The sequence below is a fragment of the Candidatus Caldatribacterium saccharofermentans genome (assembly GCF_050267035.1).
GTDB classification, from domain to species: domain Bacteria; phylum Atribacterota; class Atribacteria; order Atribacterales; family Caldatribacteriaceae; genus Caldatribacterium; species Caldatribacterium saccharofermentans.
Map to the genome: position 1 here is coordinate 1,054,019 of NZ_CP187957.1, position 26,789 is coordinate 1,080,807.

At 54.0% G+C, this 26,789-nt stretch carries 21 protein-coding genes, 1 tRNA gene and 2 pseudogenes; 9 read left to right on the forward strand and 15 right to left on the reverse strand.

Going from position 1 to position 26,789, the window contains the following annotated elements; all coding sequences use genetic code 11:
- Positions 1 to 14: 14 nt before the first annotated feature.
- The 10 genes from ACPT9Q_RS05385 to ACPT9Q_RS05430 all read right to left on the reverse strand — a co-directional run bounded on the left by ACPT9Q_RS05385 (position 15) and on the right by ACPT9Q_RS05430 (position 12,624).
- Positions 15 to 572 (reverse strand): manganese efflux pump MntP family protein, encoded by a 558-nt coding sequence (locus tag ACPT9Q_RS05385; protein WP_427366625.1) that lies wholly within the window; start codon positions 570 to 572, stop codon positions 15 to 17.
- A gap of 25 nt (positions 573 to 597) precedes the next feature.
- Entirely contained in the window at positions 598 to 1,533 is a 936-nt protein-coding gene (locus tag ACPT9Q_RS05390) for an AEC family transporter (RefSeq protein WP_427366626.1), read from the reverse strand.
- Positions 1,534 to 1,579: 46 nt separating this feature from the next.
- The gene (locus ACPT9Q_RS05395) at positions 1,580 to 3,199 is read right to left on the reverse strand and encodes an HD-GYP domain-containing protein (protein WP_427366628.1); all 1,620 of its coding nucleotides are present in this window, start codon (positions 3,197 to 3,199) and stop codon (positions 1,580 to 1,582) included.
- A complete protein-coding gene (locus ACPT9Q_RS05400) occupies positions 3,180 to 5,771 on the reverse strand; it encodes a HAMP domain-containing methyl-accepting chemotaxis protein (protein ID WP_427366630.1) in 2,592 nt (863 codons plus the stop codon). Before ACPT9Q_RS05400 ends, ACPT9Q_RS05395 begins: the two co-directional genes overlap by 20 nt.
- Before the next feature lie 221 nt (positions 5,772 to 5,992).
- Positions 5,993 to 7,333, reverse strand: coding sequence for a GH1 family beta-glucosidase (locus tag ACPT9Q_RS05405; protein WP_427366631.1), 1,341 nt, complete (start codon positions 7,331 to 7,333; stop codon positions 5,993 to 5,995).
- 21 nt (positions 7,334 to 7,354) lie between these two features.
- Entirely contained in the window at positions 7,355 to 8,194 is an 840-nt protein-coding gene (locus tag ACPT9Q_RS05410) for a carbohydrate ABC transporter permease (RefSeq protein ID WP_427366632.1), read from the reverse strand.
- A 21-nt stretch (positions 8,195 to 8,215) separates the two neighbouring features.
- Positions 8,216 to 9,124, reverse strand: coding sequence for a carbohydrate ABC transporter permease (locus ACPT9Q_RS05415; RefSeq protein ID WP_427366633.1), 909 nt, complete (start codon positions 9,122 to 9,124; stop codon positions 8,216 to 8,218).
- Between the two features lie 51 nt (positions 9,125 to 9,175).
- The gene (locus tag ACPT9Q_RS05420; protein ID WP_427366634.1) at positions 9,176 to 10,459 is read right to left on the reverse strand and encodes an ABC transporter substrate-binding protein; all 1,284 of its coding nucleotides are present in this window, start codon (positions 10,457 to 10,459) and stop codon (positions 9,176 to 9,178) included.
- Entirely contained in the window at positions 10,459 to 11,547 is a 1,089-nt protein-coding gene (locus ACPT9Q_RS05425) for a uroporphyrinogen decarboxylase family protein (protein WP_427366635.1), read from the reverse strand. Before ACPT9Q_RS05425 ends, ACPT9Q_RS05420 begins: the two co-directional genes overlap by 1 nt.
- A gap of 42 nt (positions 11,548 to 11,589) precedes the next feature.
- On the reverse strand, positions 11,590 to 12,624 hold the full coding sequence (locus ACPT9Q_RS05430; protein ID WP_427366636.1) for a LacI family DNA-binding transcriptional regulator: 1,035 nt from the start codon (positions 12,622 to 12,624) through the stop codon (positions 11,590 to 11,592).
- 312 nt (positions 12,625 to 12,936) lie between these two features.
- Here ACPT9Q_RS05430 and ACPT9Q_RS05435 point away from each other — a divergent pair.
- Positions 12,937 to 13,710, forward strand: a pseudogene (locus ACPT9Q_RS05435) (helix-turn-helix domain-containing protein); the annotation flags it as partial.
- Between the two features lie 123 nt (positions 13,711 to 13,833).
- Here the strand turns inward: ACPT9Q_RS05435 and ACPT9Q_RS05440 are convergent.
- Positions 13,834 to 14,667, reverse strand: coding sequence for a DUF3800 domain-containing protein (locus tag ACPT9Q_RS05440; protein WP_427366637.1), 834 nt, complete (start codon positions 14,665 to 14,667; stop codon positions 13,834 to 13,836).
- A 204-nt stretch (positions 14,668 to 14,871) separates the two neighbouring features.
- Positions 14,872 to 15,318 (reverse strand): LexA family protein, encoded by a 447-nt coding sequence (locus ACPT9Q_RS05445; RefSeq protein WP_427366638.1) that lies wholly within the window; start codon positions 15,316 to 15,318, stop codon positions 14,872 to 14,874.
- Between the two features lie 605 nt (positions 15,319 to 15,923).
- Between ACPT9Q_RS05445 and ACPT9Q_RS05450 the strand changes: the two genes are divergently transcribed.
- From ACPT9Q_RS05450 to ACPT9Q_RS05475, 6 genes and pseudogenes are all read left to right on the forward strand, one after another.
- Positions 15,924 to 16,001 (forward strand) — tRNA-Pro (locus ACPT9Q_RS05450).
- A gap of 25 nt (positions 16,002 to 16,026) precedes the next feature.
- The gene (locus ACPT9Q_RS05455; RefSeq protein ID WP_427366639.1) at positions 16,027 to 16,803 is read left to right on the forward strand and encodes an SDR family NAD(P)-dependent oxidoreductase; all 777 of its coding nucleotides are present in this window, start codon (positions 16,027 to 16,029) and stop codon (positions 16,801 to 16,803) included.
- 91 nt (positions 16,804 to 16,894) lie between these two features.
- Positions 16,895 to 18,319 (forward strand): extracellular solute-binding protein, encoded by a 1,425-nt coding sequence (locus tag ACPT9Q_RS05460; RefSeq protein ID WP_017873467.1) that lies wholly within the window; start codon positions 16,895 to 16,897, stop codon positions 18,317 to 18,319.
- 13 nt (positions 18,320 to 18,332) lie between these two features.
- A pseudogene (locus ACPT9Q_RS05465) lies at positions 18,333 to 19,201 on the forward strand (carbohydrate ABC transporter permease).
- A gap of 1 nt (position 19,202) precedes the next feature.
- Positions 19,203 to 20,027 carry an ABC transporter permease subunit gene (locus ACPT9Q_RS05470; RefSeq protein WP_017873469.1) on the forward strand — a complete coding sequence of 275 codons (825 nt, stop codon included), beginning with the start codon at positions 19,203 to 19,205 and terminating at the stop codon, positions 20,025 to 20,027.
- 11 nt (positions 20,028 to 20,038) lie between these two features.
- Entirely contained in the window at positions 20,039 to 20,209 is a 171-nt protein-coding gene (locus ACPT9Q_RS05475) for a hypothetical protein (protein ID WP_017873470.1), read from the forward strand.
- Positions 20,210 to 20,243: 34 nt separating this feature from the next.
- Here the strand turns inward: ACPT9Q_RS05475 and ACPT9Q_RS05480 are convergent, their stop codons facing one another.
- Positions 20,244 to 21,653, reverse strand: a complete 1,410-nt coding sequence (locus ACPT9Q_RS05480; RefSeq protein WP_427366640.1) for an L-fucose/L-arabinose isomerase family protein — start codon at positions 21,651 to 21,653, stop codon at positions 20,244 to 20,246.
- 202 nt (positions 21,654 to 21,855) lie between these two features.
- Between ACPT9Q_RS05480 and ACPT9Q_RS05485 the strand changes: the two genes are divergently transcribed.
- Positions 21,856 to 23,010, forward strand: coding sequence for an aldo/keto reductase (locus ACPT9Q_RS05485; protein ID WP_017873473.1), 1,155 nt, complete (start codon positions 21,856 to 21,858; stop codon positions 23,008 to 23,010).
- Here ACPT9Q_RS05485 and ACPT9Q_RS05490 read toward each other — a convergent pair.
- Together ACPT9Q_RS05490 and ACPT9Q_RS05495 are read right to left on the reverse strand one after the other, a co-directional pair.
- Entirely contained in the window at positions 22,983 to 23,873 is an 891-nt protein-coding gene (locus ACPT9Q_RS05490) for a hypothetical protein (RefSeq protein ID WP_427366641.1), read from the reverse strand. The genes ACPT9Q_RS05485 and ACPT9Q_RS05490 overlap by 28 nt on opposite strands.
- A gap of 15 nt (positions 23,874 to 23,888) precedes the next feature.
- Entirely contained in the window at positions 23,889 to 25,019 is a 1,131-nt protein-coding gene (locus tag ACPT9Q_RS05495) for an aldo/keto reductase (protein ID WP_017873475.1), read from the reverse strand.
- Positions 25,020 to 25,147: 128 nt separating this feature from the next.
- Here ACPT9Q_RS05495 and ACPT9Q_RS05500 point away from each other — a divergent pair, with 128 nt between their 5' ends.
- Positions 25,148 to 26,728, forward strand: a complete 1,581-nt coding sequence (locus ACPT9Q_RS05500) for a calcineurin-like phosphoesterase C-terminal domain-containing protein (protein WP_427366642.1) — start codon at positions 25,148 to 25,150, stop codon at positions 26,726 to 26,728.
- Positions 26,729 to 26,789: the final 61 nt, after the last annotated feature.

The window sequence follows — 26,789 nt, forward strand, 5'->3', positions numbered from 1 at the left end:
GTTCCCCCTTCTCTCTACAGGTGTTCAAGGAAAATCTTCAACCCGATGAGGATGAGCACTATTCCCCCAAAAGCCTCGGGCCGAGAGAATATAGCCTTTTCCTGCACTCTGTGTCCGAAGGACACCCCAAGGTACGTCATAGAGAAGGCAAAAATGCCGATGACCAGGGCCTCAAGGAGCACCCCTTTCTGGAGCAGGGCAAAGGAAAATCCCACAGCCAAGGCATCGATGCTTGTGGCTAAAGAAGCGAAGAGAAGCGGCCAGCCCCGGCTCAGGTCGGGGAAGGGTCTGGTCTCGTCCCTCCTGAGACCTTCCGCCACCATCTTCGCTCCCACAAAGGAGAGGATTCCAAGGACCACGAAGTGGTCGAAAGAAGCCACGATGTTCGCTACCTTTGCTCCTGCCATGAATCCCAGGAGAGGCATAAGGAACTGGAAGGCGCCAAAAGAGAGCGAAAGCCTCAGCCTCGCCCCCACAGGGCATGTTTTCTGGCACATCCCGAAGGCCACGGCAACGGAGAACGCATCAAGCCCCAGTCCGAAGGCAAGGAGCAGAAGTTCAATGCTTTTCATAGTCCCTGCGATTATACCACAGGTTCTACAGGTACTGGATACCCACTTTGAGGAGGGGAATCACCAGAATGCTCAGTGCGGTGGTTGCGGCAATCATTCCCGTGGCGTATTCGTAGTCGGCGCTGTACACCCGGGCAAGGAGCGAGGACTGCATCATCACCGGCATGGCTGACATAACGACGAAGACCTCTTTCATAAGCTCGGGGAGAGGAAAAAGGGTGGCAACAGCAAGGACAAGGAGGGGAGAGATGAGGAATCGACCAAGGAGTACAAGCACAAGGTCCCTCGTGAGCCGCAGGTGTTTCGTGTCGATGGTGGTTCCCACGCAAAGCAACGAAAGAGGCGTGGTGAGATTTCCTAAAAGCCTTGCCGTTTCGGCAAGAAGCGGGGGAAGGGAGAGTCCAAGAAGCACCAGTGCTACCCCGAGGAAGAAGGCCAGAAAGGGCGGGTTCAGAATTCTCCGGAGGGTTTCGGCGAAAGAAAACCCCTGCCTCGGGTTTTCCGAGGACGCGATGCCAAAGGCTCCTAAGGTCCAGAAGAGCGTGGTGTTCACCATGTAGTAGAGGAGGACAAAGGGTGTGGCGCGCTCGCCAAAGAGGGCCTGGCACACCGGGAGCCCGACGAAGATGGTGTTTGAGAGGGAGAAGGCCACAACGAAAATTCCCCGACGTTTCGCGGGAAGGCGAAGGAGGTATCCTAAAAGGACGGCACAGAGGTACGAGGAAAGCATGGAGAAGAACGGTACGGGAAGACCTTTCCCAAGGTGCAGGAGGCTTGTCCTGGTGAAGCTTGTGGTAATGTTCACGACCATGTACGGTGGAAGGGTAATGTAAACCACGAAACGGGCCAGGAATTCCGATTCCTCTTTTCTGACCCACTGGAAACGGGCTAGAGCGTACCCTACACCGAGAAGGATAAGAATGGTGAGAATGCCCCGTGCGGCCTGGAGGAACTCCTGCATCGTCTCTTCTCCCTTTTCGTTTTCCTCCTATTATACTTTTCGGGGACTACTCTTCGTAGAGCCTGCGAATGTCCTCCGCCCGCCTGAGGAAGGCCGAGAGTACCCGAGGGTGGAAGTGTTCCGGCTTCACCCGTCCATCCCCTTTCGTGATAATGCGCAGCGCCTCCTCGTGGGAGAAAGCCCTCCGGTATGGACGCTCATCCCGCAGGGCATCGTAGACGTCGGCAATTTTGAGGATTTGCGCTTCAAGGGGAATCTCTTCTCCCCTGAGGCCTTCGGGGTATCCAGTACCGTCGAAATTCTCGTGGTGGTACAGGGCAATGTTCCGGGCCACGACAAGACGGGGATGGTCGAAGAGTTCCCTGGCAAGGAGGGTATGGAGTTTCACCACTTCCCACTCTGTGTCGGTGAGTGGTCCCTCTTTTTCGAGAATCTCCCGGGGGATGAAGAGTTTGCCAATATCATGGAGCCCGGCGTATCGGACGATGTCAGGATTGCGGAGGCCGAGTTCCTCGACGAGGATTCTCACAACCTCTGCCACCCGCTGCATGTGTCGCGCGGTCTGGGGGTCATGCCCTTCGGCGATCAAGGCGAGTTTTCTGGCAAAGGTGGCGAAGGCTTCTTCTGTTTCCTTCCGGAACGTCCTGAGGGCTGAGGCGATAGCCTGGGTTTCGGAAAACCGCAGAGCGGGTAAACTTTCTCCCCTTTCCTCCTCGAGGTAGAGCATTGTGGTCTCCAGGTCTTTTGCGAGTGCAGCAAAGCACCGGTGGTGCTGTTTTTTGAGGTAGATGAGAAAGCTTACACCTCCGAGGGAAAGAGGACCAAGGAAAAGAGCTAAGGGGAGGAAGTTGAAGGTAACGGTGACAAGGAGTGTTGTGCTGGCCCCGCTCAGAAGCGGCACAGCAAGGCGACGAACTGTGGTTCTTCTGAAAAGACCAAAAGCCTGCCTTTGCGATGCGGTGGCGATGCGGTTTTTGAGGTACTCGGGGAGGGCGGGAAAGGCGGAAGCCACGGGGTGGAAATGGGGAGAGTACAGCCCCACGGATTCCACAAAAGGTAACCGTTGAAAGGCCAGAAGGCCTGTAACGAAGGGTTCGAGGATTTCGGGGCGAAGCGTGAAGCCAAGTTCCAGAATATCCCCTTCCGGGAGACGGGTGTAGAGGTACATCCGGATGCGTCCTGTGCGGGTCTCTAAGGCAAAGGGGTGAAGGGCGACGCCCTTTTTCGCAAGTTCCTCGTTGAGGGCGTTCCAGAATTTCGGGAAAGCCCCGAGGTTGAGGCCCAGGTCATCGGGATAGTTCGTACGGTAGATGATGCCTTCGGAACTCACCAGGTAGTAGTGTACGGCTGCAATTTCGGGAAGCACGGAGAGTGCCGCGATTTTCCCCTCGAGGTTTGTGGGGTTGCTCCTCAGGGAGAGCATGAACTCCTGGAAGGCCGGGGCGTACTTGTGGAAGATTCTCTCGACCGTTTCCCGAACGTTTCTGGCGTTCTCGGTGACGATGCTGGTCACTGCTTCTGTAGTGGAGAAGGAGAAGAGAAAGAGGAAAAGGAGGGAGGCACCCAGGGCCATGGAAAGCACCAGGGCCGCTGCAAGTGCACCCCTCCTTTCCGCCCACCGGGCGTAGGCCTGAAACGACCGGGGTTCAGATTTTGAACTGGGCAAGGTCTTCCTCGAGCTTTTGGGCAAGCTTTGCCGTTTCGGTGATGGTGGAGTCCATTTCCTGGAGCGCCGCATTCTGCTCCTCGGAGGAAGCGGCAACCTCCTCTGCACTAGCGGCATTCTCCTCAGAAATGGAGGCCACGTGGCTCAGGCTCTCATGGACCTCTTCGGCCATGCGGATGACGTTTCTTGTCCGCTCCTCGTTCTCCCGGGAGATGACCGTGACCTCCTCAGAGAGCTGGGCGATGCTCCGGGTAGCCTCTTCCACCTTCTGGAAGGAACTGGTGATGCGCTTTGCCTCCTCCGTCACCACCTCGTTGGCTCTGTGGATTGCTGCAAAGGCCATCCGGGCTCTCTCCACGGCCTTGTTGCCTTCCTTTACCTGCTCTCTGCTCTCTCCCATGGAGCGCACGGCCTGCTCGGCCTCTCTCTGCACCTCCTGGATGAGGGTGGCAATCTTCTGGGCAGCCTGAGCCGATTCTTCGGCGAGTTTTCGGACTTCCTCTGCCACCACGGCAAAGCCCCTTCCTGCCTCTCCAGCTCGAGCCGCTTCAATCGCCGCATTCAAAGCGAGGAGGTTCGTTTCCTCAGCAATCCCGGTGATGAGGTCGGTGATGCTCCCGATTTCCCGGGAGCTCTCCCCAAGCTTCTCCACCACGTTCCCCACCGAGAGCACCGAGGCCTCGATGTGCCCGATGGCCTGCACCACCTCAGCGAGGGTCCTCTCCCCGTTCTCGGTGGCCGAGAAGGCCTGGGCGGCTGCTTGCTCTACCTCCCTGAGGTTCTCCCCCACCTCTTGAATCTGGGCCTCAATGCGCTCCACCTCTTCTAAGGTCTTGGCCGCCTTCTCCACCTGGAGGATGAGGTTCTCCCCTATGGTCCGCATCTCCGCTAAGAGCCCCTCCATCTTCTGGGAGACCGTGATGAGGTTCTGGCTCTGTTCCTCTGAGCCCCTGGCCACCTGGGCGATGGTCTGGGCAATCTGGTCACCGGTTTCGGCAATCTCTCGGGAGGTGTGTTTCAGGTTCTCCATGGCTTTGAGGATTTCCCGGGAGGAGGAAGCTACCTCACTCAGGAAATGGCACAGTGAAGTTGAAGCCTGGGTGAGGGAGGCGAGGAGTTCTCCGATTTCGTCGCGGCGGTTCGTGTCCATCCGCTGGGTGAGGTCACCGCACTCTAAGACTTTCGCAAAGGCCACGCTCTGGCGAATGGGGCTTGTGATGCTCCGGGAGAGGGTGAGGCTCAGGACAAGTGCCACCACGACCACCAAAACCACGATGAGGTAGAGGAGCCTGGTGAGGGTCTTCTGGGTACGGTTCACAAGCTCAAGCCCATGGGCGAGGTGGTTACGGACCTCCTCGTTGATGGCCTCCATGGCGCTTTTGAGGTTTTCTTCAATCCCACGCATTTCCTCAATGGCACGACTGATTTGTCCCTCAAGAAGAGTGAGGTTCTTATCAAGCTGCACCACTTCCTGCCAGAGGGCGCGGAAGGGTTTGAAGCGCTCGTTCACGATGGTCTGGGCAGCAACAGCGGCATAGATATTGAGGAAATCACCCTCGAAGAACTTGGCGAGAATCTCGAAGTTCTTGTCCACCGCTTCCCGGGCTTTTTCCTTGGCTTCTCCTGAAAGGAGCAAGTAGTTTTTCCGGTCCTGGTTGAGGGTGTAGAGACGGTCCACCCATTTGTCTAAGCGCAGGGCGTTCAGGCTGCTTTGCAGAGACCGGTAAGCCCGGTAGAATTCCATGAACTCCTCATCGGTTCGGGTTGCCTGGGGACTGTACATGGAGTTCAGGAGAACCTCGGTTTTTCCCCTGAGGGTTTCCAGGCGCTCAAGGAGGGTTTTCTTAGTTTCTTCTGAGAACTCGGCCTGCTCCAGGTCCTTGCGGAAGCTATCGAAGTACGAACCGATGTTTGCCCGGGCACGGTTCTCCTCCTCTCCCCCGTAGAAAGAGCGGAAAAGCCAGAAGTAAATCTCGTTGAGTGGATCCCCCTGTTTGGCGACGATGTCGCCGACAATGCGAACGAAGTTCACGATGGTGTTCGCCGGCTCATCCATGGCCACGGCTTTCTCGTTCCGGGTATTGATGGCCGTTATCCGTTCCTGCCAGGACTTCCGGAGGGCTGAAACCTTCATGGCATAGGTGGCCTGGAGGGTGCGGAGTTCCTGGAGTTTCGCGCTGAGGGTACTTCCTTCGGGGAGAGGGGTGAGGGTGTAGGGGAAATTTTCAGCCTGCCAGAGCTCCCCGTAACGGGAGGTGAAATCCTCGGAGGTACTTCCCAGCCTCAGGGCTTCAAGGTACATGGTAAAACGAGCATTGAGGGTATCGAAAGAGGCATCGTAGGCCTTGAGTTTCTCAAGGTCCTCTTCAGCGAGGTATGAGGAGACCAGGGCGTTGGAACTTGCAAGGATATCCTTGAGTCTTGAAGTGGCTAAAAGGAGAGGAAAGGCCTCCTCCACTTCCTGGAAAGACACATTCACCTGCCGGAAAGCATAAAGCGCCACGACTCCGGTGACACCGGCCAGAACCGCAAGGACGAGGAACCCCAGGGAAATCTTCGTGCGAATCCGCAAGACCAAAACCTCCTTTCTTTTCCTCTCTCAAGAATATCGGCAGAGAGCTTCAGGACTTTACGGGGGAGGGAAAATTTTTCCTGAGGATTCGGTGGCAAAGACACCCTCTTCTCCGGATGGTCCGGAACGTTGCAGAGGAAGGAAGGTGAACGCTGCCCGCGACGGGGTCTGATGTCACTTTCACACAGAAGGCAGCGTGACTCTGCCGAGACCAGTGCTCCCTACGCAAGGGCCCTCTCGCGGATGACTCTCTGGTAGAAGAAGAAGCTCTTTTTCGGGATGCGTTGCTGAGTGGCGTAATCAACGTACACAAGGCCGAAGCGCTTGGAGAACCCAAAGGTCCACTCGAAATTGTCCATGATGCTCCACACGAAATACCCTCGAACTGGGCATCCCTCGCTTATAGCCCTGTGGAGAGCTTCAAGGTGAGCCTCAAGATAGGCAATCCTCTCCTCGTCGTCGATGGAGCCGTCGCAGGAAGGAACGTCTGGAGAGCAGTACCCATTTTCGGTGATGTGGATGGCCCTTGGGGCGTAATCTTCGGTCACCCGGTGGATGAGTTCATACAGGCCTTCAGGGTACACTTCCCAGCCCATGTCACTGTACTTTTTCCCAGGAAGGCGAACGGCCTCGGTCTCAAGAACGGGTTCCTCTCCCTTTCTCACGACGTGGCGGGAGTAGTAGTTGATGCCCAGAAAATCCAGGGGCTGGGCCACAAGGGCACGCTCTTCCTTTGTGAAGGGCTCGAGGATAAAGCCCTTTTTCCGGTAGAAGGTGAGCATGTCTTCGGGGAACTGTCCCCGAAAGAGGGGGTCTAAGAAGAAGCGGTTGAGGTAGCCATCGAAGCGCCAGGCGGCTTCCTGGTCTTCTTCTTTTTCTGTAGCCGGATGTGCAGGAGAAAGATTCAGAGCAATACCGATGGCCCCTTTCGGGTTCACCTCCCGGAAGACCCGGACCGCGTGCCCGTGGGCAAGGAGGAGATTCCGGGCCACACGAAGAGCCGCCTGGAAATCGCGTTTCCCCGGGGCAACTCTCCCTTCGTAGTGCCCGGGAAAGGCCACCACCCAGGGTTCGTTGTGGGTGATCCAGAGGTGTACATCGTCCCCGAAGGTCGCAAAAAGCAACCGGGCGTACTCTGCAAAGGCCTCGACGGTCTCCTCGCTCTCCCATCCTCCCCGGTCCTGGAGGGCCTGGGGGAGGTCCCAGTGGTAGAGGGTGACAACGGGTTTGATCCCCGCCTCCTTGAGCTTCTCGATGAGCCTGCGGTAGAAGGCAAGACCCTTCTCGTTCACCGCTCCTTTCCCTGAGGGCAAAACCCTGGGCCAGGAGATGGAGAAACGGTAGGCACTAACGCCGAGTTCCTGCATGAGGGCCACATCCTCTGCAAAGCAGTGGTAGTGGTCACAGGCCACATCTCCTGTGGTGCCGTCGAGGATGTTCCCCGGGGTGTGGGCGAAGCGGTCCCAGATGCTCTCCCCCTTTCCGTCCTCATTCCAGGCCCCCTCAATCTGGTACGAAGCCGTAGCCACACCGAAAAGGAAGTCTTCCGGGAATGCACGCATTTCCTCAACCCCCTTGAGCTTTTATTCTTTTACGGCACCTACAGTAAGTCCGGACACGAAATAGCGTTGCATGAACACAAACACGGTCACTACAGGAACAATCATTAAAGCCGATCCCGCCATGAGTATCCCAAACTCTTTGAGGTAAAATATCCCAAAAAGGCTTTGCAGACCTATTGGAAGTGTGTATTTTGATGTTTCGTTGAGAACAATTAGTGGCCAAAGGAAGCTATTCCAGGAGAATACAAACTGGTAAATGGCGAATGCACCGAGGGCTGGTTGGCTAAGGGGCAGAACGATCTTTAGGAAGATTCCAAGCTCACTGCATCCATCAATGCGGGCGCTTTCTATTATTTCGGTTGGGATACTCGTTACCATAAACTGGCGCATGAGGAATATGCCAAAGGGTGAAGCCATAAAGGGAACTACTAGGGCATAGTAGGTGTTCATCCACCCCAATTTCGTAATAGTGACGTAAAGTGGTATAAGTACCACTTGGAAGGGGACGATGAGTGCGGCAAGAACAATGGCAAAAAGAGGTTTTTGCAGTGCAAAGCGGTATTTCGCGAAAGCAAAGCCGGCTAAGGAACAGAAGAAAACCGAAAGCGTGGTGAGCAATACGGTGTACACGATGCTGTTCAGGTACCATTTTCCGTAGGGAAATCTTGAAAAGAGCTCTGTGTAATTGCTGAGAGTAGGGTCCTTGGGAAGGAGTGTTGGAGGATAGGTAAAAATTTCTCCCGAGGTTTTGAAGGAAGAAGATAAGCACCAGATAAGGGGAAGTAGCATGAATCCCGCCCCCACAATCAAGAAGAGGTGTATTACAATACGTAAGATTAATGTGCCCTTTTCTCTTTTCACTTTTTCGTTCCTCCCAGAGCTTTATAGCTCCCTTTCTCCAAAGATACCCATAAGGTTCATTTGTATCCAGGAAAAGATGAACACCGTTCCGAAGAGGAAAAATCCTATGGCTGCTGCGTAGCCCAATCTGAGATATTCCATGCCGGTTCGAAAGAGGTACATGACGACGCTCATACTCGAATCGGCCGGACCTCCTCCGGTTAGTACATAAGGTTCTTCGAAAACCTGAATGGATCCGGTGAGGGTAATGACCGTCACAAACAGGATAATCGGCTTTAGTAGAGGAAGGGTGATTCTAAAGAAGCGCTGTAGCGCATTGGCTCCGTCAATCAGAGCAGCTTCGTAAAGCAACGGGGGGATAGATTGCAATCCTGCTAGGAAGTAAACCATGTTGAAGCCAGTCCATCTCCAAGCAATGAGCCCGATAACTGCGAGCTTGGAAAGAGAGACATCTCCCAACCAATCAAGAGGAGCTCTGCCGGAAAGAATGAGAGGCAGATTAAAAAGTCCGTAATCGCGGTCATAGAAAAGTGTAAAAACGATTGCAGCCGCCACTATGGAAGTGACTATCGGAATAAAGTAAATTGTACGAAGGATTTTCCTTCCTCTCACCAGGGTAGAATTGAGCATTGTTGCCAGTAACAGCGAAAACACGAGGTTAATGACAAGACTGGCTCCCATATACCAGAAGGTATTAAGGAGTGCCAGGCGAAAATCCTGGTCTCTGAACAGATTTAAGTAGTTCCCTGAGCCCACGAAGAGCATATCACCAATACCTGACCATTCGTGGAGACTGAGGTAAAGACCAAAACAGATTGGATAAACCATAAAGATGGCAAACAGTATATAGAAAGGTAGTATAAAAAGATAGGGAATGACTCTCTGCTGATTTCTGCTCCACCAGCGACCTGGGTTCCGCAAGTCTTTCACCCCATCCTGTCCCCCTCTGGAAGCTTCCAGAGGGGGCTTTTTGATTTTGATTTATTTCATAAGCTCTCGGATCTTGGAGACCGCGTCCTTTATGGCTTGTTCCGGCATTTTTTTGCCGGCCAGAGCCGGAGTTACCGCCTCCTTGTAGAGGGTTTGCATGGCTTCGGACCAGTATGGGCTTTGCCACTGGGTTGGGACCTGGAGTGCAGCTTCTGAGAAAACTTTTCCTACGTTCTGTCCACCATAGTAGGGATCAGAAAATTCTGTTACTCGTGGGTCGGTTATGGCTTCGATCATTGTTGGGAAATACTGGAGTTCTAGGAAACGCTTAATTTGGTTCTCTTTGGTCATGTAGGTGTAATGCAGGAAGTCAAAGACTAACTCCGGGTTCTTTGAGTATTTCGTAATTGCAAATCCTGTCCCTCCTGCGGTGCTGCTGCGACGTCCTCCTGTTCGCCAGGCTGGCAAAAGCTGAATTCTCCACTCCCCTGCTTGTTCAGGAACCTGGGGTTTCTGGTAGTACACTGACCACCAATCAGGCATGTAGTTTCCTACGACCTTGCCCTCCTTGAGAGCAGCAAAATGGGGAGCACCATAGTATGACGAGGTGGGCCATAAGATGCCTTCCTGAACCCCTTCCTGCAGCAAGCGAAGTGCTTGTATTGCCCGGGGGTCATCCTCGGCCATTAGATTGCCCTCGCTATCGAAAATCGCTCCATCCTGCTGATAGTAGAGAGCGAGAAAATGATGTGGAGCATCTCCACTACTCTCGACAGCTGCAATGTAATAACCTTTTTCCTTTAGCTTGCGACCCGCTTGGACAAACTCCTCCCAGGTCTCGAGGGGAGTGGTGATACCTGCTTCGTCAAAAACTGTTTTCCGGTAGTAGAAGACCACTGGACAGAGAGCACTTTCAATACCGTAGATTTTTCCTTTGTACATGTATGGTTCCCAGCGCAGGAATTTCTCTCTTTCTGCGCCAATGAGAGGGGTAAGATCAACCAAGGTTTTTTCGGCGATATCTCCTTTCATAAAGCGTGAGAAGGCGTTGATTTCTATTCCAATTAGATCCGGAACGCCTTTTCCTGCTGCAAGGGCGGTCAAAATTTTGGGCCAGAGCTGGTCATAGGGAATCTGGACAAAATCAAAATTAACCTTGTACTCTGGGTGTATAGCGGCCCATTCCTCGCCTCGTCTTGTGAAAAACTCCACGTAGAGATTGTCATGTGTCCACATGGAGATAGTGATCTCTTCTTTTGCACCTGCACCTACGACACTACTTGAGATCCCTGCTAAAAGGGTAAGAACGGTGACAAAAAGGATGGCCTTCCGCATCAATATCCCTCCTTCTTCGAGTTTTGAAGAACTCTGAAAAGCGCTGATATGACCTTGCCCAGGTGTTCTCTTGGCAGATCTTCACTGAGCTCTAAAATGAACCTCTCTTGGGACCACCTCCTTTCAAAAATACTCCTAAAGAATTCCTTAATTCCTTCTGTGTTTGCGTACGCTAAGTTTGCCGGGATATTGGCCGCGATTACTTTATCACACCACATCGCGTGTGCTTCTTCTGCCGTTAGATCACCTCCTTGTTCAGGGAAAGTAAAGGATTCCACAACATCTATCGGGGCTTCTTTAATGAGTTCTTTAAGAGCCCTCAGTTTTCCGTCAAGATGGATCATGCAAAAGATCCCTTCTTTTCGGAGAGGAGCTAAGTACCGTTGATACACGGGCAGGCAAAAGTTCTTAAATAACTGGGGAGTGGTAAGATCTGCGGTTACGTTGTCTACCCACCAGAAAATGTGCTTTTCTGGTAACTGTTGATAGATGTCTATGGCTTCCTCGAGTTTCCAGAGAAAGCACTCCATTAGTGTTTCCAATTCCTGCGGCTGATCGTAGAGGTCAATGAGTGTTCTCTCTGGACCGGCAAGATCGATCAATATCTTTTGGAATGGAGAGCGTTCGAAAAGTGGCAACATGGGCACAACTACTCCATCTCCACCCATTTCATAATCAGCACGGAGAAAATCCTCTATTTTTTCTTTGAAAGTAACTTTTTCAAGAAGATATGCTACAACTTTGTAATCTTCGGGCTTCTTGATGAAATGTTCTCGCTTCCATTCGCTTTCGTAAGGCCCTATTGTAGCTAACTCGCGGAGTGATCCAACAGGGGTAGTATACGTTCTTACGATAACTCGCTCGTTACCCTCCCAGAAGCGTTTCTCCTCTACAACGATGTTAGAGGGGAACACCAGATCGTATATAGGTACCCCCGTAAGTAGGCCACAGCCTGCCTCGCGGAATTTGCGTTCGAGTTCCCCTCGAGGAAGCAGGAAGTGATAGGCGAGGACAGGTATCCGGTCATACTTATCCTTCTTAAGGCAGGCGAAGAATCGTTCCTTTGGAGTCATGCCATTGTTGTTCATCGTTCATCTCTCCTTTTCCATGCTGACACACTTATTCCTTACTCACGGCTCTCCTTCTCTCGCTTTTGTGGATCCCTGAGGAGAGAGCGTAGGTGCGAGGAGTTCCTGGGAAGGAGGATGGTTTATCCCCTGGATTCTCTGCAAAAGCTTTTCTGCTGCTCTCCTCCCCATTTCGTAGTTTGGGATGACCATAGTGGTCAATTTGGGAACAGTACAGAAAGCGTAAGCCCCGTCAAAACCCATAATCGAGATGTTTTCGGGGACTCTCAATCCTCTCTCGTACACTGCCTCAAAGGCGCCAAGAGCCAGGGAATCGCTGTGGGCAAAGATAGCTGTGGGCTGAAGTCCTCTGTTCAGGGCTTTCGATACCGCCTGGTAGCCATCTTGGGGAGAGAAGCTCTGAGCGACAACCACGAGACATTCGTCGCAGGCACCCAGAACCTCAACCATAGCCTTTCTGTATCCCTCACCCCGCAGGGTGCTTGTGACACTTCCCTGAACTCCCAGGGAGAGGATGTGCCTGTGCCCCAGAGAGAGGAGGTATTTCGTTCCTTCATACCCTCCCTGGACATCATCAGGGAGAATAGCATCGACTCCGGAAATATCCCGGGGGGAATGGACAATCACAAGGGGAAGGCCAACTCTCTGGATGAGGGCCACAGCCTCCCTGACCTTTTCGCTGTGCCAGGCGCTCAGGATGATTCCCTGGGGATGGTTTTCAAGGAGGTTGCCAAGCTGCTTGAGGAGTGCGCTGTCGGAAAAGCGGGTATTGTAAATGAAAACGTCATAGGAAAACCCTTCCATCACGTCCTGTATGCCCCGGACAACCTTGGCAAAGATGGGGTTGTCAATGTCTGGAACAAGATACGCTACAGCGAAACTTCGCTGTTTCTTCAGGCTCCGGGCCAAGCGGTTTGGGAAGTAATTGAGTTCCCGCATAGCTTCGAAAACGCGCCGGGTGAGTTCCTCACTGACAAAACCACTTCGGTTCACAACCCGGGAGACCGTCGCCGTGGAGACGCCAGCGCGCTGCGCCACTTCTTTTATAGTGACCTTTCCTGTCCGTTTTTTGTCCATCGTTCTTGCTCCTGTGAAGTAAACGTTTACATACCAAGAATACTCTATTCCTCCTCTTTCGTCAATCCCTGTCCTCTCGTTCGATGGTGTCAGCCTCCCACGGGGTATTTTTCAATTCTCCATCCCCGGGCTCCCCGATCATGAAGTTTTTCTCCCTGACCTCGCCCGTCCGGGGATATGGTTGCCTTGCCATCGGGATGTGGTCAGGTTCACAGGAAAGGAATCATCCGCTTTTGGGATTTTGGAGGGTGATACCGGTGGAAGAAAAAGTTCAACCCCAGAAACCTCAAAAGCCCGGAAAGCAGGTCCAGAAGACCCAAAAAGATCCGGAAGCCCCAGTGGACACCGGAGCTTGTGGAGAGGATTCAAAGACTCCGGGAGGAATTCCCCTTCCTGGGGAAAGGGAAGCTCACCGTCCTCCTCAGGAGAGAGGGTTTCACCGCTTCTTCCTCCACCGTGGGGAGGATCCTCAGGTATCTCAAGACCCGGGGTCTCCTCAAAGAGGGAGAAAAACCGAGGAGGGTTTCTGCCACAAAAAGCCCACGGGGGAATCAAAGACCCCATGCTCAGAGAAAGCCCCAAGACTCCGAGGTGGTATCCCCCGGGATCTTGCCGCCATCGACACTCTGGACATCCGTCCCCTTCCTGGAAAGGTGTATAGGGAATTCCTGCCGGAGACCTCGTCTTGCGGTGGGCCTATTCCTCCCTCCATGCTCAAGCCACGAGAATCTTTCCAGGGTATTCCTCGAGGAACTCCGAAAGGTACCCCTTTCCAGTGCGGGCCAGGAGGTACTGGAGGGAGTGAATTCTATGGGGAGTTTGAGAAGGCCTGTAAGGAATACGGCATTAAACTCTTCGTCCTTCCTCCAAGGTCTCCCATATCCGTGGAGTGGTGGAACGGTGCAACCGAACCTTCCGGGAGGGTTCTCCCCGCACTATGAGGATGAGGTGGACCTTGGAACACGAGGTTCCACCGCGAAAAGCGGACGGAAGAGGTGGAGAATAGGAAAAGACCACACTGGAGCTTGGGGAGAGGAGCCCTGGGAGTACCTGAGGGATACTGGATTTGTTGAGTGTCCCACATGATATGAACCCGTACAGGGTATTGACATCCTATCGCTTTCATGGTATTGTAAGAGCAATCCGGGTATCCGGAGGGTTACCGGCCAAAGGCTGGTGAAGGGCACGCTTTGGCGTGCCGCTTCTTTTTTAGAGAATCAGTTTCCTTCCATATCCGTCTATTGCTCCATTCGGAGATTTGTCGTATTTTTTCTGGATAATTTGGATTATGTCCTCTTCAAGGCGAGTGCCCCATTTAGTGTTGATGGAGTAATACCCTCTAAAAACGTCTTTCTTAGCGAATCGACTCAATATATCCGCCACTTCTAAACCGGCCACCTTGTGAGTCTTGGTTCTAAAGAGAATTTTATCCTTGTTCTGAATTCTCCCTCGAAATTGGGATGCTGTGACATAATAGGTACCCTCGACGAATAGTTGCCTGTAGCGGTTGTTCAGTCTCTTGTCTGCTTCTTTGTTGCGAGCCTCTGCGAATACCCTGCCCACAGCGTTTCTCTTTTCCAGGAAGAACACAAACCTTTCAAGTAGCATTAGGAAACAGTAGTAATAAGCGTTTAATGCTCTTTCTTGGTACCGGACGTGATGGTTATCTTTATCAATGCCGATGGCAATCACTGTAAAGTCGCTATTTGAGAGCAAACGTTTAAGTTGATCTTGAAACTTGTCATCTGTCTTATCATCCTTGAGAGTCGAAAACGGTCCTTTTCTCCTCACGATCTCGTTTGTGTGGAGAATGATATTCGGATTGCCAAAAACGTCTTTTTTCAGGTTCAGCAGTTCTCCTTCGAAAACGTTGTGATAGTAATCGCTCCGTACGATCACGCCTATTAAGCACAAAAGGCGCTCATTGATGTCGTGGGACATCCTTGGGTTCCAGCACTCCGTACCACTCTCGTCGATAAAGAGTAAGTATTGTAACCTGCCTTCTTTTTCAGGGGTTACGTATCTTGCAAGGTCTTCTTCCATTCTGGGTCACTTCTTCCCTGCTAGTTCCCTCGCGGTTTCCCCAGCGAGTTACAGCATTCTCCCCAAAGTGCTGCCCGAAGCTTCCGCTCGCCGGTTAGTGTAGCACAAGTGCAGAACGGCAAAAAGAGGAATGATAGTGTCAACTTATCACCGGGATATTTTGAAAATCTTCTCCATTTTCCCATTTCCTAATACTCATTTCCTTTACTCATCCGGCTTGCAGTCTCTCATGTCACGAAAAACCCGGAACCTACCTTGACGCAAATTGTTATCGGCTTCCTGGAATACCTCTCCCACCTCCACCACGGCGATGTCCCCCGACTGCACCTCAAGGTTCGGAGAAAAGAGCACGAAGCTCCCCAGGGTGATCCCCGCCTCCACCATCGAGTTTCCTTCTGCTCTGAGGAAATATGAATGCCTTGGAAATCTGGTCGGGGGTATTTCAGCATCAACAACGAGGATGTTACTCAGCTTAGGATGAGGACCGAAGTCACGGCGCATTTTTCCGCTCCAGTCAGCGTAAAGCGTAACACCATACCTTCGAGCGTTCTCCCAGAGCTTCCTTTTCCAGATGCTCCGGGTAAAGAGGTTGGCGCCTGAAGCGTCAATGATCTGGAAAACCTGGAGGTCCTCAAGGAGCAAGTGATGCACGCTGTGGAGGTCTGCAAGTGCATACTTGAAAAATCATGCTCAGCCTCCCCAAAAGCTGTTCCTGGCTGAAGGGCTCTCCATCGGGGTAACCGTGAAAGGGGGGCTCTACTCCCCACTTCCAGAGACTCGACCGGGATTGCGAAAGTACAAAGAATGAGTCCTGTAAGGAGCCAGATTCTGGCCTTCACCCCGTACACTGTTCAGTCCTCCCGGTATTTTTCCGGTATATAACCTGGTGCCGGCAAGGCTATTCCTGAGAGACCACCTTTCTTGAGGGGGTCCAGGAAGTTACGGCGTATTCTCGGGCGGGATGTATTGGGGGAGTCCAGGTAAGGTTGAGCCGTTCCTCAGGGATGAATAGGCCTCAACGTTTTTCGTCAACATCCCTCTGGGGAGGGGAGGTCGGTTGCCTCGAGGCGGCAGTGTGATAGGTCCTGGTGACGGACCCCGGGCGAGTTAGGAGAGGGCAGGGAAGAGATAACCGCCATCGTCTTTCTCCAAGGCGCTCTTTTCAGGTTAAGCCTGCCAGGCTCTGAGAATAAACTTACAGAGGCTCTTCTGGTTCCGTTGACAGTGGAGATGTTTGTGCTACAATAAAAATGCGTCGGGGCGTGGCGCAGCCTGGCAAGCGCACTCGTTTGGGGTGCGAGTGGTCGGCCGTTCAAATCGGCTCGCCCCGACCATTTTGCGGTTTAAGGGGGAGATGTGGTGTCTGTCCTCGACCTCTTTCGCCTCGATGGAGAAGTTGCCGTCGTCACCGGTGGAGCACAGGGTCTTGGGGAGCAGATGTGCATCGGCCTTGCCGAAGCCGGAGCCTCTGTGGTGGTAGCTGACCTCAACTTGGAGAAAGCCCAGAAAGTCGTCGAGCACCTTCGTACCCTTGGCGTTTCCGCTTTAGCCGTGAAGGTGGATGTGACGAAAAAGGCCGAAGTGGAAGCGATGGTGCAAAAGACTGTGGAGCATTTCGGAAAGGTGGATGTCCTTGTGGCCTGCGCCGGAGTCGGGCAGTGGATGAAGGCCGAGGACATGCCCGAAGAGGACTGGAAGAGGGTTCTCGACATCAACCTCAATGGGGTGTTCTTTGCCTGCCAGGCGGCAGGAAGGGAAATGATCAAACGCCGCAAAGGGAGTATCATCACCATCTCCTCCATGTCGGGAATCATCGTGAACACCCCCCAGGCTCAGGCGCATTACAACGCCTCAAAGGCTGCAGTCATCATGCTCACGAAATCCCTTGCTGCAGAGTGGGCCCCGTACAACGTCCGGGTGAACACCATTGCCCCCGGGTACATGGAGACCCAGCTTGTGGCTGACCTCTTAAAAGAGCGTCCTGAGTATGGGGAGCTCTGGAAAAAGCTCACGCCCATGGGGCGTCTGGGCCGTCCCGAGGAAATCAAAGGTCCCTGTGTTTTTCTGGCTTCTCCCGCTTCCTCGTACCTTACAGGAAGCGTGCTCGTTATGGACGGTGGATACACGATATGGTGAGGGGGGTGAGAGGAGAGCAAAAGTTCCTGTCTTTGCCGATTCCCATCGATTTTCTGACAGTTGAAATCAGAGCATGGGGGGATGTGTTCGTATGAAGAAGCTCGTTGGTCTTTTGGTTGTGGCGCTCCTTGTTCTTGGGAGTGCAGCGGTGTTTGCGGAAGTGGCGAATCCTGAGTGGTGGCAGAAGGCTGCTGAGCCCTACAAGGGTGTGGTCATCAAGGGAATTTCCGAGAGCACACCGCCTTCAAAGGCCATGGTCGAGGTGGCAGCTCCGGAGTTTGAGAAGCTCACCGGCATCAAGGTGCAGTTTGAGGTAACCTCCTGGGACGAGATGTACAACAAGTCCATCCAGGACCTCCAGACCGGTGCAGGTATCTACGATTTCATCTACGTCGAGCAGGACATTATCTACGCCTACCTTGCCCAGAACTGGTTGACCGATCTCACGCCTTTCATCCAGAATTCCGCCATTACCGAGCCGAACTTCGATGTCGATGATTTCACAAGCTTCATCAACTACTTCAAGGACGAAAAGGGTAACATCTACGCCATTCCCTTTGAAGCCTTCCTGAAGTCGTACATCTACCGGAAGGACCTCTTTGAGGATCCCGAAATCCAGGCAGCCTTCAAAGCAAAGTACGGATACGACCTTGCCGTGCCCACCACCTGGGAGCAGTACACGGATATCGCCAAGTTCTTCACCGAGTACGGAAAGGAAAAGGGCATTGAGCTCTATGGCCACATCGCTCAGGCCAAGACCCATCCCTGTGTGGCCTATGAGATGTGCGAGAGCATCTGGCCGGCCTGGGGTATCTACAACTGGGGTATTAACCTTGAGAAGATGAGAGCAAGCGTTGAGAACGGTGGTACCCTCAACAGCGACCAGGCGAAGAAGGCTCTCCGCTGGTACGTGGACATGCTCCAGTATGCACCTCCGGGAGTTCGCACCTACACCTGGGATGAAACCGCAGCAGTGTTTGGTGCCGGAAAGGTTGCCCAGGGTCTCATCTACCTTGAGAATCTCGGGTGGCTGGCCCAGGACGAAACCCGCTCGGCCGTCATCGGGAAGATCGGTGTCGCCCTGCCGCCGACAGCTCCTGGGGTGATGGACGAGGCAAAGGCCGGGAAAGGGTACATCGGCTACTACGACGGTGGTGCCCTGGGTATTCCGCACAGCTCCAAGAACAAAGAGGCAGCCTGGCTCTTCATCCAGTGGTGTGCCCGGAAAGAGTGGCAGCCTGAATTTGCCCGCCTTGCCACAAGAGTCGTCCGCAAGTCCACCTTTGAAGACCCGCTCATCAAGGAACTCGATGCCAAGATGGGTGGCTACTTCACTCTCCTCAAGGATTATGGCTACCTCTTTGCCGGTGCTCCCGCTCTGCCCATGCACCGTCCGCTGAACGAGCTCTACCTCAAGTGGATCTCGAAGGCTGTTGCTGGAGAAGTTTCGCCTGAAGAGGCGCTCGACAACCTGGCCAAGGAAGTCGACGAACTCATGCAGGAACTCGGGTATTGATGGAGGTTAAGCGGTGAGGGAGAGAAAAGCACAGGTGTGGGGGCTTTTGGCCCCCACACTCTTTTTGATGTTCGCCATAGGTGTCGTTCCGGTCATCTACATCCTGTACTTGAGTGCCTTCAAGTACAACGTGTTCTCCCGTGTGGGGATGGTGTATACCGGGTTCAACAATTTCCGGAAACTCGTTTTTGATGCGGATTTCCTGAAGTCCCTTCGCCTGGGGTTGACCTTTGTCGTCCTCTGCTGTGGGATTGAATTACCCCTTGGGCTTCTTATTGCCAATCTTCTTACGCTCGAGTTCCGGGGGAAGGGGCTTTTCCGGACCATCATGACCTTGCCTTTGGCCATGGCTCCCATTACCATCGGGAGCATGTGGGTGCTTCTCATGAACCCCGACATTGGCCCCATTCCCTTTTACCTTCGTAAACTCGGTATCGAGTACAACATCGGGTGAATCCCACCCAGGCCTTTTTCACCACCGTCCTTGTGGATATCTGGCACTGGACGCCCTTTGTGGTGCTGACCTTTATGGCCGGTCTCTCGGCTCTGCCCAAGCAACCCTACGAAGCAGCCCTTGTCGATGGAGCAAACCGCTGGCAGGTCTTCCGGTACATTACGATACCCCTCTTAAAGCCTGTTATCCTCACCACGCTTTTCATCCGTATCATGGACACCTTCCGGGTGTTTGACGAGGTCTGGATGCTGACAAGCGGTGGTCCTGGAACGGCGACACGTTACGTGAGCATCCACCTGGTGCGGCTTGTCCTGCAGTCCATGGAGTACGGTTACAGTTCTGCCATGTCCCTCTTTCTGCTCTACCTTACCATCGTCATGTGCTGGCTTTTGATGACCTTTATTTCTTCTTCCCAGGAGGCGACGTAGGATGCAGCGGAAGACCCTGCGACTTGTCCTGGTGTACCTTGTGTGCATCCTTATCGCTGCATTCACACTCTTTCCCATCTACTGGATGTTCGTGGTCTCGGCCCGGACGAAACTTGAAGTGTTCTCTGGACCAAAGCTAATTCAAACGAGCTTCTACGCCTTCAACTACTACCGTCCGTTCTTCCGGGATATCTACGGACGGTATCTTGTGAACTCCCTCATCATTGCTTCCGGGAACACCCTCCTTGTGGTATCCTTAGCTATCCTTGCCACCTATGCCTTCTCTCGCTTCAGAGTTCCGGGCTCAAGTAACCTCTTTTTCTGGACCATCACAAACCGTATGGCCCCTCCGGCGGTGTTCATCGTGCCGTTCTTCCTCATCTTCACCCGTTTAGGTCTTCGGGACACCCGAATCGGGATGATTCTCCTCTACTGCATCTTCAACCTGCCCTTTGCCATATGGCTTCTCAAAGGAATGATTGATTCGATTCCGAAAGAACTCGATGAAGCTGCCTACATCGATGGGTGTTCCCTCTTGGGGGTGCTCTGGAACGTTATCCTGCCCCTTGCCAAACCCGGCATCATGACCACTGCCATTCTCACCTGGATTTTTGCCTGGAATGAGTACCTTTTTGCCGCCATTCTCACGAGCGTCAATGCCCGGACCATCACCACCGGTCTTGCTGAGTTTGTGACGGTCATCGGCACCAACTGGGGAGAGATGGCCGCCGTATCGGTGGTGTGCCTCATTCCAGCGGTGGTCTTCATCGGCATTGCCCAGCGGCACATCATCGCCGGACTGACCTTTGGTGCGGTGAAGGATTAGGAGGGATTCCAGTGCGGATACTCCCGTTTCGGAGCAATCTCTGGGACCGGATTTTCATCGGTGTGGTCATCATGTTTGCGGTGCACCTTCTCTGGGTGCGCTTTGTGGAGAAATTCCTCCCCCTTACGGTGGCAACGGTGGGGACCCTCTTTTTCCTCGTTCTCCTCATCATCACCGGATAAAAAAACACCCCGGGCTTTCGCCCGGGGTGTTTTTTTATGCTTCGTTGTGCCAGTAGGTGTCGAATCCGAGGTACTTGTCGAAGGCCTCAACGAGGATTTCTCCCACGTGGGCGAGGTTGATGGCCACGTGGTGCTCGAAACCGTTCTCGCAGAGGAAGGCGAGAAGCTCCTGCAGCCCTTCAACCTTCACGACACCAATGCCACCGAAGGTTTTCACCTCATCCTGAGTGATCTCTCCCTCGGCGACGTAGGCGACAATGCTTCCTGTGGTATCGTCGGTGGCAAGGCGCGAGAGCGTCACGGGTCCCTCAGGAATGGTGCCATAGCAGGTCCCGTAGGTCTGTTCTTTGGGGAGGGTGGAAGAGATGATGTCACCGTACCCCATGCGGATACCTCGAAGGAGCGACTTCGGGAAGTTGCTGCAGTGGAAGAGGATGGCCTTATCCGGGTCATCGTTGAAGTTGTTGTTCCAGTCCACAAGGGCGGAGGGTTTCCCGGAAGCAAGCTGCAGTGCATACATGCCTAAGGCTCCAGTGAGGTCCACCTCGCACGCTGCAGGGATGAGCCGCTCACTCAGCATGCTCATCGCTGTACAGGGCATAATCCCGAAGTTCTCTTCGATGGACGTCCAGCACTGGATGGCCACAAGACGAACTCCTGTCCGGGCAATCCACTCGTCAAGGACCACGGCGAGTTTGGCGATTTTCACCAGAGCCTGTTCTGGGACTCCGGAGGTATCCAGGTACCCCTTGATTTCGGCGAGTTTCTCCTGAACCTTCTGGTCACCGTCCTGGAGGCGTTCGCAGGCACCGATGATTTCCGAAAGGTCGGCAACCTCAACGGAGATTCCATGGCGCTCGAGGATTTTCTCCGAGAACCGCACAGTGTTGAAAGCATTCGGACGGGCACCAATTGCTCCAGCTTTGAGGTTCTTAAAGCCCTGAACCACCCGGCAGACTCCGGCAAACCACTCGATGTCCTTACGGAAGACCTCAGAGTCCGGGTCCTCCGTATGGTACGTCGTCAGGGAAAAGGGGATACCGAACTGCTTCAGGTTGTTACACACCGAGAGTTTACCGCAGAAACTGTCTCGTCGGTGTTTCACATCAAGCAAGTCGGTTCTGTCCGGAAAAGCGTGGACGAGCACCGGAACGTTGAGCCCCGAAAGACGAATGGCATAGGCCACACCCTTTTCGTCGCCAAAGTTCGGGAGGGTCACGATAATACCGCTTATGTCTTTTCGGTACTGGTCAAAGAGACGGGCACATTTTTCTGCATCTTCGAAAGTCTCCACCGTTCCGAATTTTGTGTCCCCAGGGCTTAGAGTGACGACGTCAAACCCCATGTCTTCGAGGACAGCGAGCACCTTTTCCCGACCTTCTCTGGCAAGCTCATCCGGGAAGAACCCCCGATTGCCGACGATGACTCCCAGAGTCTGGGCCATGGTTTTTTCCTCCCTTCGGTATGAGTGAATCAATGTTTCCTTCTGCTTTTCCGTGTAAGACTATATTACCACAGGGAGTCTTCCTCTACCACCTTTTCGGAAACACTCTCACCACAGTGGGGGTTCTGGCAGTGATTCCCTTCTCCACCTCAAAAGAGTATAATGGGCATCGACCTTTCTCGTTCCCGGGAGGTGTGTAGCGATGCAGTACCGGAAGTTTGGCCCCCTGGATTTTCAGGTGTCGATTCTCGGTCTTGGCGCCATGCGCCTTCCCCTTCAGGACCCTCACGACGAAGGCAGCATCGACGAAGCCCAGGCCACGGCGATGATCCACTACGCCATCGACCACGGGGTGAACTACATCGATACCGCCTATCCCTACCACAAGGGGATGAGTGAGGTTGTGGTTGGGAAGGCCCTCCAGGGGACGTATCGTGAACGGGCAAAAGTCGCCACGAAACTCCCCACCTGGCTTTTAGAGGCCTGCGAACATCCGGAGAAGTACCTCCGGGAACAGCTGAAGCGCCTCAGACGAGACCACGTGGACTTCTACCTCCTCCACGCCCTTGACCGGAACCGGTGGGAGACGGTGCTGAAGTGCCGGGTGCTTGAGTGGGCAGAGCAAGCCAAAGCTCGTGGGGACATCGGATACCTGGGTTTTTCCTTCCACGACGACCTGGCGACGTTCAAACGCATCATCGACACCTACCCCTTTACTTTCTGCCAGATTCAGTACAACTACCTCGATGTAGACTTCCAGGCAGGACAGGAAGGCCTTCGCTACGCCGCTTCAAAGGGCCTTGCCGTTGTTGTCATGGAACCCCTCAAAGGGGGACAGCTCGTCCGGCTTCCGGAAGAGGTCCGGAGGCGTCTTGCCGCAACTGGGCGAAACTGGACTCCTGCAGCCTGGGGGCTTCTGTGGCTCTGGAACCAGAAAGAAGTGACGACGGTGCTCAGCGGTGCAAGCACCATGAGAGAACTCGAGGAGAACATCGAGACGGCTTCCTTTGCGCACGAAGGTATCCTGCGCCCTGAAGACCTTGTGGCCCTTGAGGAGGCGCGGCGAATCCTCCGGGGTATTGCTCCCATCCCCTGCACCACCTGCCATTACTGCCTCCCCTGTCCCCAGGGAGTGAACATCCCCTTCGTATTTGGCCTCTACAACCGGGTCTTCCAGTTCCGGGATCTTGAGGGGGCAAGGAGAACGTACTTCCACTTTCTGAGACCTGAGGAGCGTCCGGAAAACTGCGTTGAATGCGGTGTGTGTGAAGAACGCTGCCCCCAGAAAATCCCCATTCGGGAAGAACTCAAGAAGGTCCAGGACTTCTTTCAGCGCTCCTCCCAGGAGGCGATGTAAACGTAGTAGTTGGGAATACCCAGGAAGTACTCCCGCCGGTACACGAGATAGAGCTTCAGCCGGTACTGCGAGGACGGCGCAAAGACCGAGAAGTCTCTTCCCCGGATGCCGGCCACGTGGTAGAAAGGACCCGAGCGGGTCATCCCCACCACCTCAAGGAGGTCCCCAGGCCTCTGGGGTGGGGACACCACGTCGACCTCGCGGATTTCCGGTGGGAGGAGCACTCCAAAGTTTGTCGGGGGTTTTTCTGGGGGTTGTTCTTCGGAGGGCAAGGGGTAGTCCTCAGGAGGCATATTCTGCAGGCGCGCAAGCGTTTCCCTTAAAGCAGAGATTTTCGCATCTTTGTCGGGGTGTTCGCTCTCCTGGTATCGCTGGATTTCCGCCTTCACGGCCCAGATGGCAGCATCCCGCAAATCCTCACGTAGTGTCAGGTCTTCCTCCCGGGGTGTTTCTTCGGGGAACTCATCTTTCGCAGGAGAGCACACCACGGGATTGGTCACCGAAAGCATGCAGGGAAGCTCAAGGTGCAGGTCATCCTCAAGGTCGTACACAAGGGACTCTTCCCGCAGCTCCCCCTCACAGGTATCAGGGGTTTCCCGCAAAAACGTGAGCTCGTAATAGGGCGTGCAGTCGCTCTCCAGTTCCTTCTCCACCACCTGAACGACCACATCCTCTTTGGTGGTACAGCCTCTCGTCGCAACAGTAAGGTGGACGGTTCCTCCTTCAATCCGGAGTCCTCGGAGCACAAGAATTCCCGTTTCCTCTGGGGTACGGGCGTATTGCCCGGGATTTCCGGTTTCTCCGCTCGAGGCCACTCCGAAAAGCATCCCAAGGATCATAAGACCCACACCGAGCCATTTCATCGCTCTCGCTCCTTCTCAGAAGATTCTGGTGTACCCCGGTGGGCGCTGGTCGGTGAGTTTGCCGTGGGCAATGGCCAGTTTCTTCACCACTGGAAGGCCATAGGGGCAGCGCTCTTCACATATCCCGCAGCGCGTGCAGGCTGAGGCGTCTGGGGAGAGTTGCGCGTACTCTCTCTGGGCGTAGTCCTGGTTCCCAAACCAGAAACGCAGCCGGTCCCGGAGAGCGTATTCGGCGGGGTCCCGGATGAGGTCGTCTTTCATCTGCCGGTCGTACTGACCCTCAAGGAGGAAAATCCGGGGGATATCGATGCCCTCGGGACAGGGAAGGCACTTTCCGCACTGGCGACAGACGTATCGGCCGAGTTCCGGTGCTTTCGCAAACCACTCCTCCTTTTCGCTTTCGCTCATCGGGGTGAGGCGCTCAAGGAGGGCGAAATCCTTCCGGAGGTACTCTTCGGTGTTGGCTCCAAGGACAAGACAGGACACTGGCAGGGACAGAACGTACCGCAGGGCCTCCTCAGGATGACGCCAGAGGAATCCATCGGCGAAGACCTTCATGGCCAAAACCCCCACATTCTTCGCTCTGGCAAGGGGGAGGACCTCTACTTCCCAGCCTGGGAAGTTGAAACGATCAAAGTAATTGAGAGGAATCATGAAGGCATCGAAAGGATAGACCTCAAGGGCTTTCACCGCGACCTCAGGAGTCACGTGACTCGAAAATGCCACGTAGCGTACTTTCCCTTCTTGCTTTGCTCTCTCAAGGCCTTCTAAGGCTCCACCTGGGGCGGTGATGGCTTCGAGGGTCTCGAAACGGTTGAGTTCGTGGATGAAGAAGAGGTCCACGTAGTCGGTGTTGAGCCTTCTCAGGCTTCCCTCAAGGGACTGGAGGACTTCGGTTTTCGTTCTTTTCTGGGATTTCGTGGCCACAAAGCATTCATGGCGACGGGTTTTGAGGACCTCACCAATTTTCGCCTCCGAGTCTCCGTGGCCGTAGCTTTCGGCGGTTTCAATGTAGTTCCCCCCAAGATCGAGGTAAAGGTGCACAAGCCGAACCGCATCGTCTTTAAAGAGTTCCACAAGGTGGAACCCCCCAAGGCCAAAAAGCGAAAGCAGGAGGTCCGTTTTTCCAAGTCTTCGCCGCTCCATTTTCACCCTCCTCTCTGCTCCTATTATACCTTTTTCACCGAACTTTCACTCTTTTTACTCCCCCTTTATACTCCCTGAACATCGCCGTTCTATGCTCCTGGTAGAACTTACGAAAGGAGGTTGAAGCGATGAGGCGGTATGTAGGTGTGGTCCTTGTGCTTCTGGTGGTACTCCTTGGGAGTGTGGTTTTGGCCCAGGAGAGCGTGGTGCGCGGTGTGGTCTTTGAGGACGCAAACGGCAACCGTGCTCTGGATCCCGGAGAGCAGGGTATTCCCGGTGTTCCCGTCTCAAATGGCCTTGAGGTTGTCGTCACCGACGCTGCAGGACGGTATGAGCTCCCTGTTCGGGAGAACATGATTGTTTTCGTTACCAAGCCCTCTGGGTATACCTTTCCCCTCAGCGAGTACAATACCCCGCTTTTCTTCTACCTCCATCGTCCCAGTGGGTCTCCTGAGGCGATTCGAGAGTACCCCGGCATTGCCCCCACGGGATCCCTGCCCCAGGAGGTGAACTTCCCTCTCTATCGCGTTGAGGAAAGCAAGGACTTCTCAGTCGTCGTTCTTGGGGACACCCAGGTGACGAATCACCAGGAAATCCAGTACCTCAGGGATAGCATCGTTGCCGACATTGCCAAACGACAATCCAGCGCACGGTGCGCTATCGTCCTCGGGGACAACATTAACGACCCCCTGAATCTCTACCCTCGGTACCTCCAGGTCATGGCAGGAATGGGGATTCCAGCCTGGTACGTTTTTGGCAACCACGATATGAACTTCGATGCCCCTGACAATGCTACAAAGCACGAAACATTCTCCCGCTACCTCGGGCCCACCTATTACTCCTTCAACATCGGGGAGGTCCACTTTGTGGTCCTCGACTCCGTCATGTGGGATGGGAAGGAGTACCACGGTGAGATTTCGGAAGACGAGCTCCTCTGGCTTGAGAAGGATCTTGCCCTTGTTCCTCAAGATGCCCTTATCGTCTTTGCCATGCACATCCCCCTTGTTTCCTACATCGACCGGGCGGCTGAAAAGCACCAGGTGAAGAACCGGGAGAAGCTCTTCGCCCTTCTTGAGGGACGAAAGGCAATCTTCCTTGCCGGTCACACCCACACCATTGAGCGGTTCTTCCCCGGCGATGCTTTCAGTGACTGGAGCCCCAATCTCCCCTTCCCCCAGATCATCGCCGGAGCAGCCTGTGGTTCGTGGTGGAGTGGCCCCAAAGATGATCTGGGTATCCCCCTTTCCTATACCCGCGATGGTGTTCCCAAAGGGTACTTTGTCTTTGAATTCAGCGGGAATACCTGGAAGGACACGTTCTACCCCTTTGGGATTTCCCGTCAGATGAACGTCTCCTTTTTCTCCCCCCGGAAGGGCCTTGCCGGATTTCCCGACGGAGTCTTCGTCAGAGAAGAGCTTGGCGGGATTTTCGTCCTTGCCAACGTCTTCAACGCCGATAGCCGCTCGAAAGTCCTCTGCGCCATTGATGACCTTCCACCGCAGCCCATGGAGTACCGGTCCCTTGTTGACCCCTTTGCCGCAAGGTTGCACGCAGGGCTTCCTGACTGGATGCAGATGAAGGGGTCCACCCACACGTACATCGCTCCTCTTCCGGAGAATCTGGAACGAGGCCTCCACAGGGTCACCGTGATCTTTGAGGACGCGTACGGTCGGGTGTTCGAGGAGACCAGGTTCTTCGAAGTGCTATAGGTGATCGCGGGTGGGGAAGAATACTTTCTTCTTCACCCGCACTTTTGCTTTTTGCCGTGTC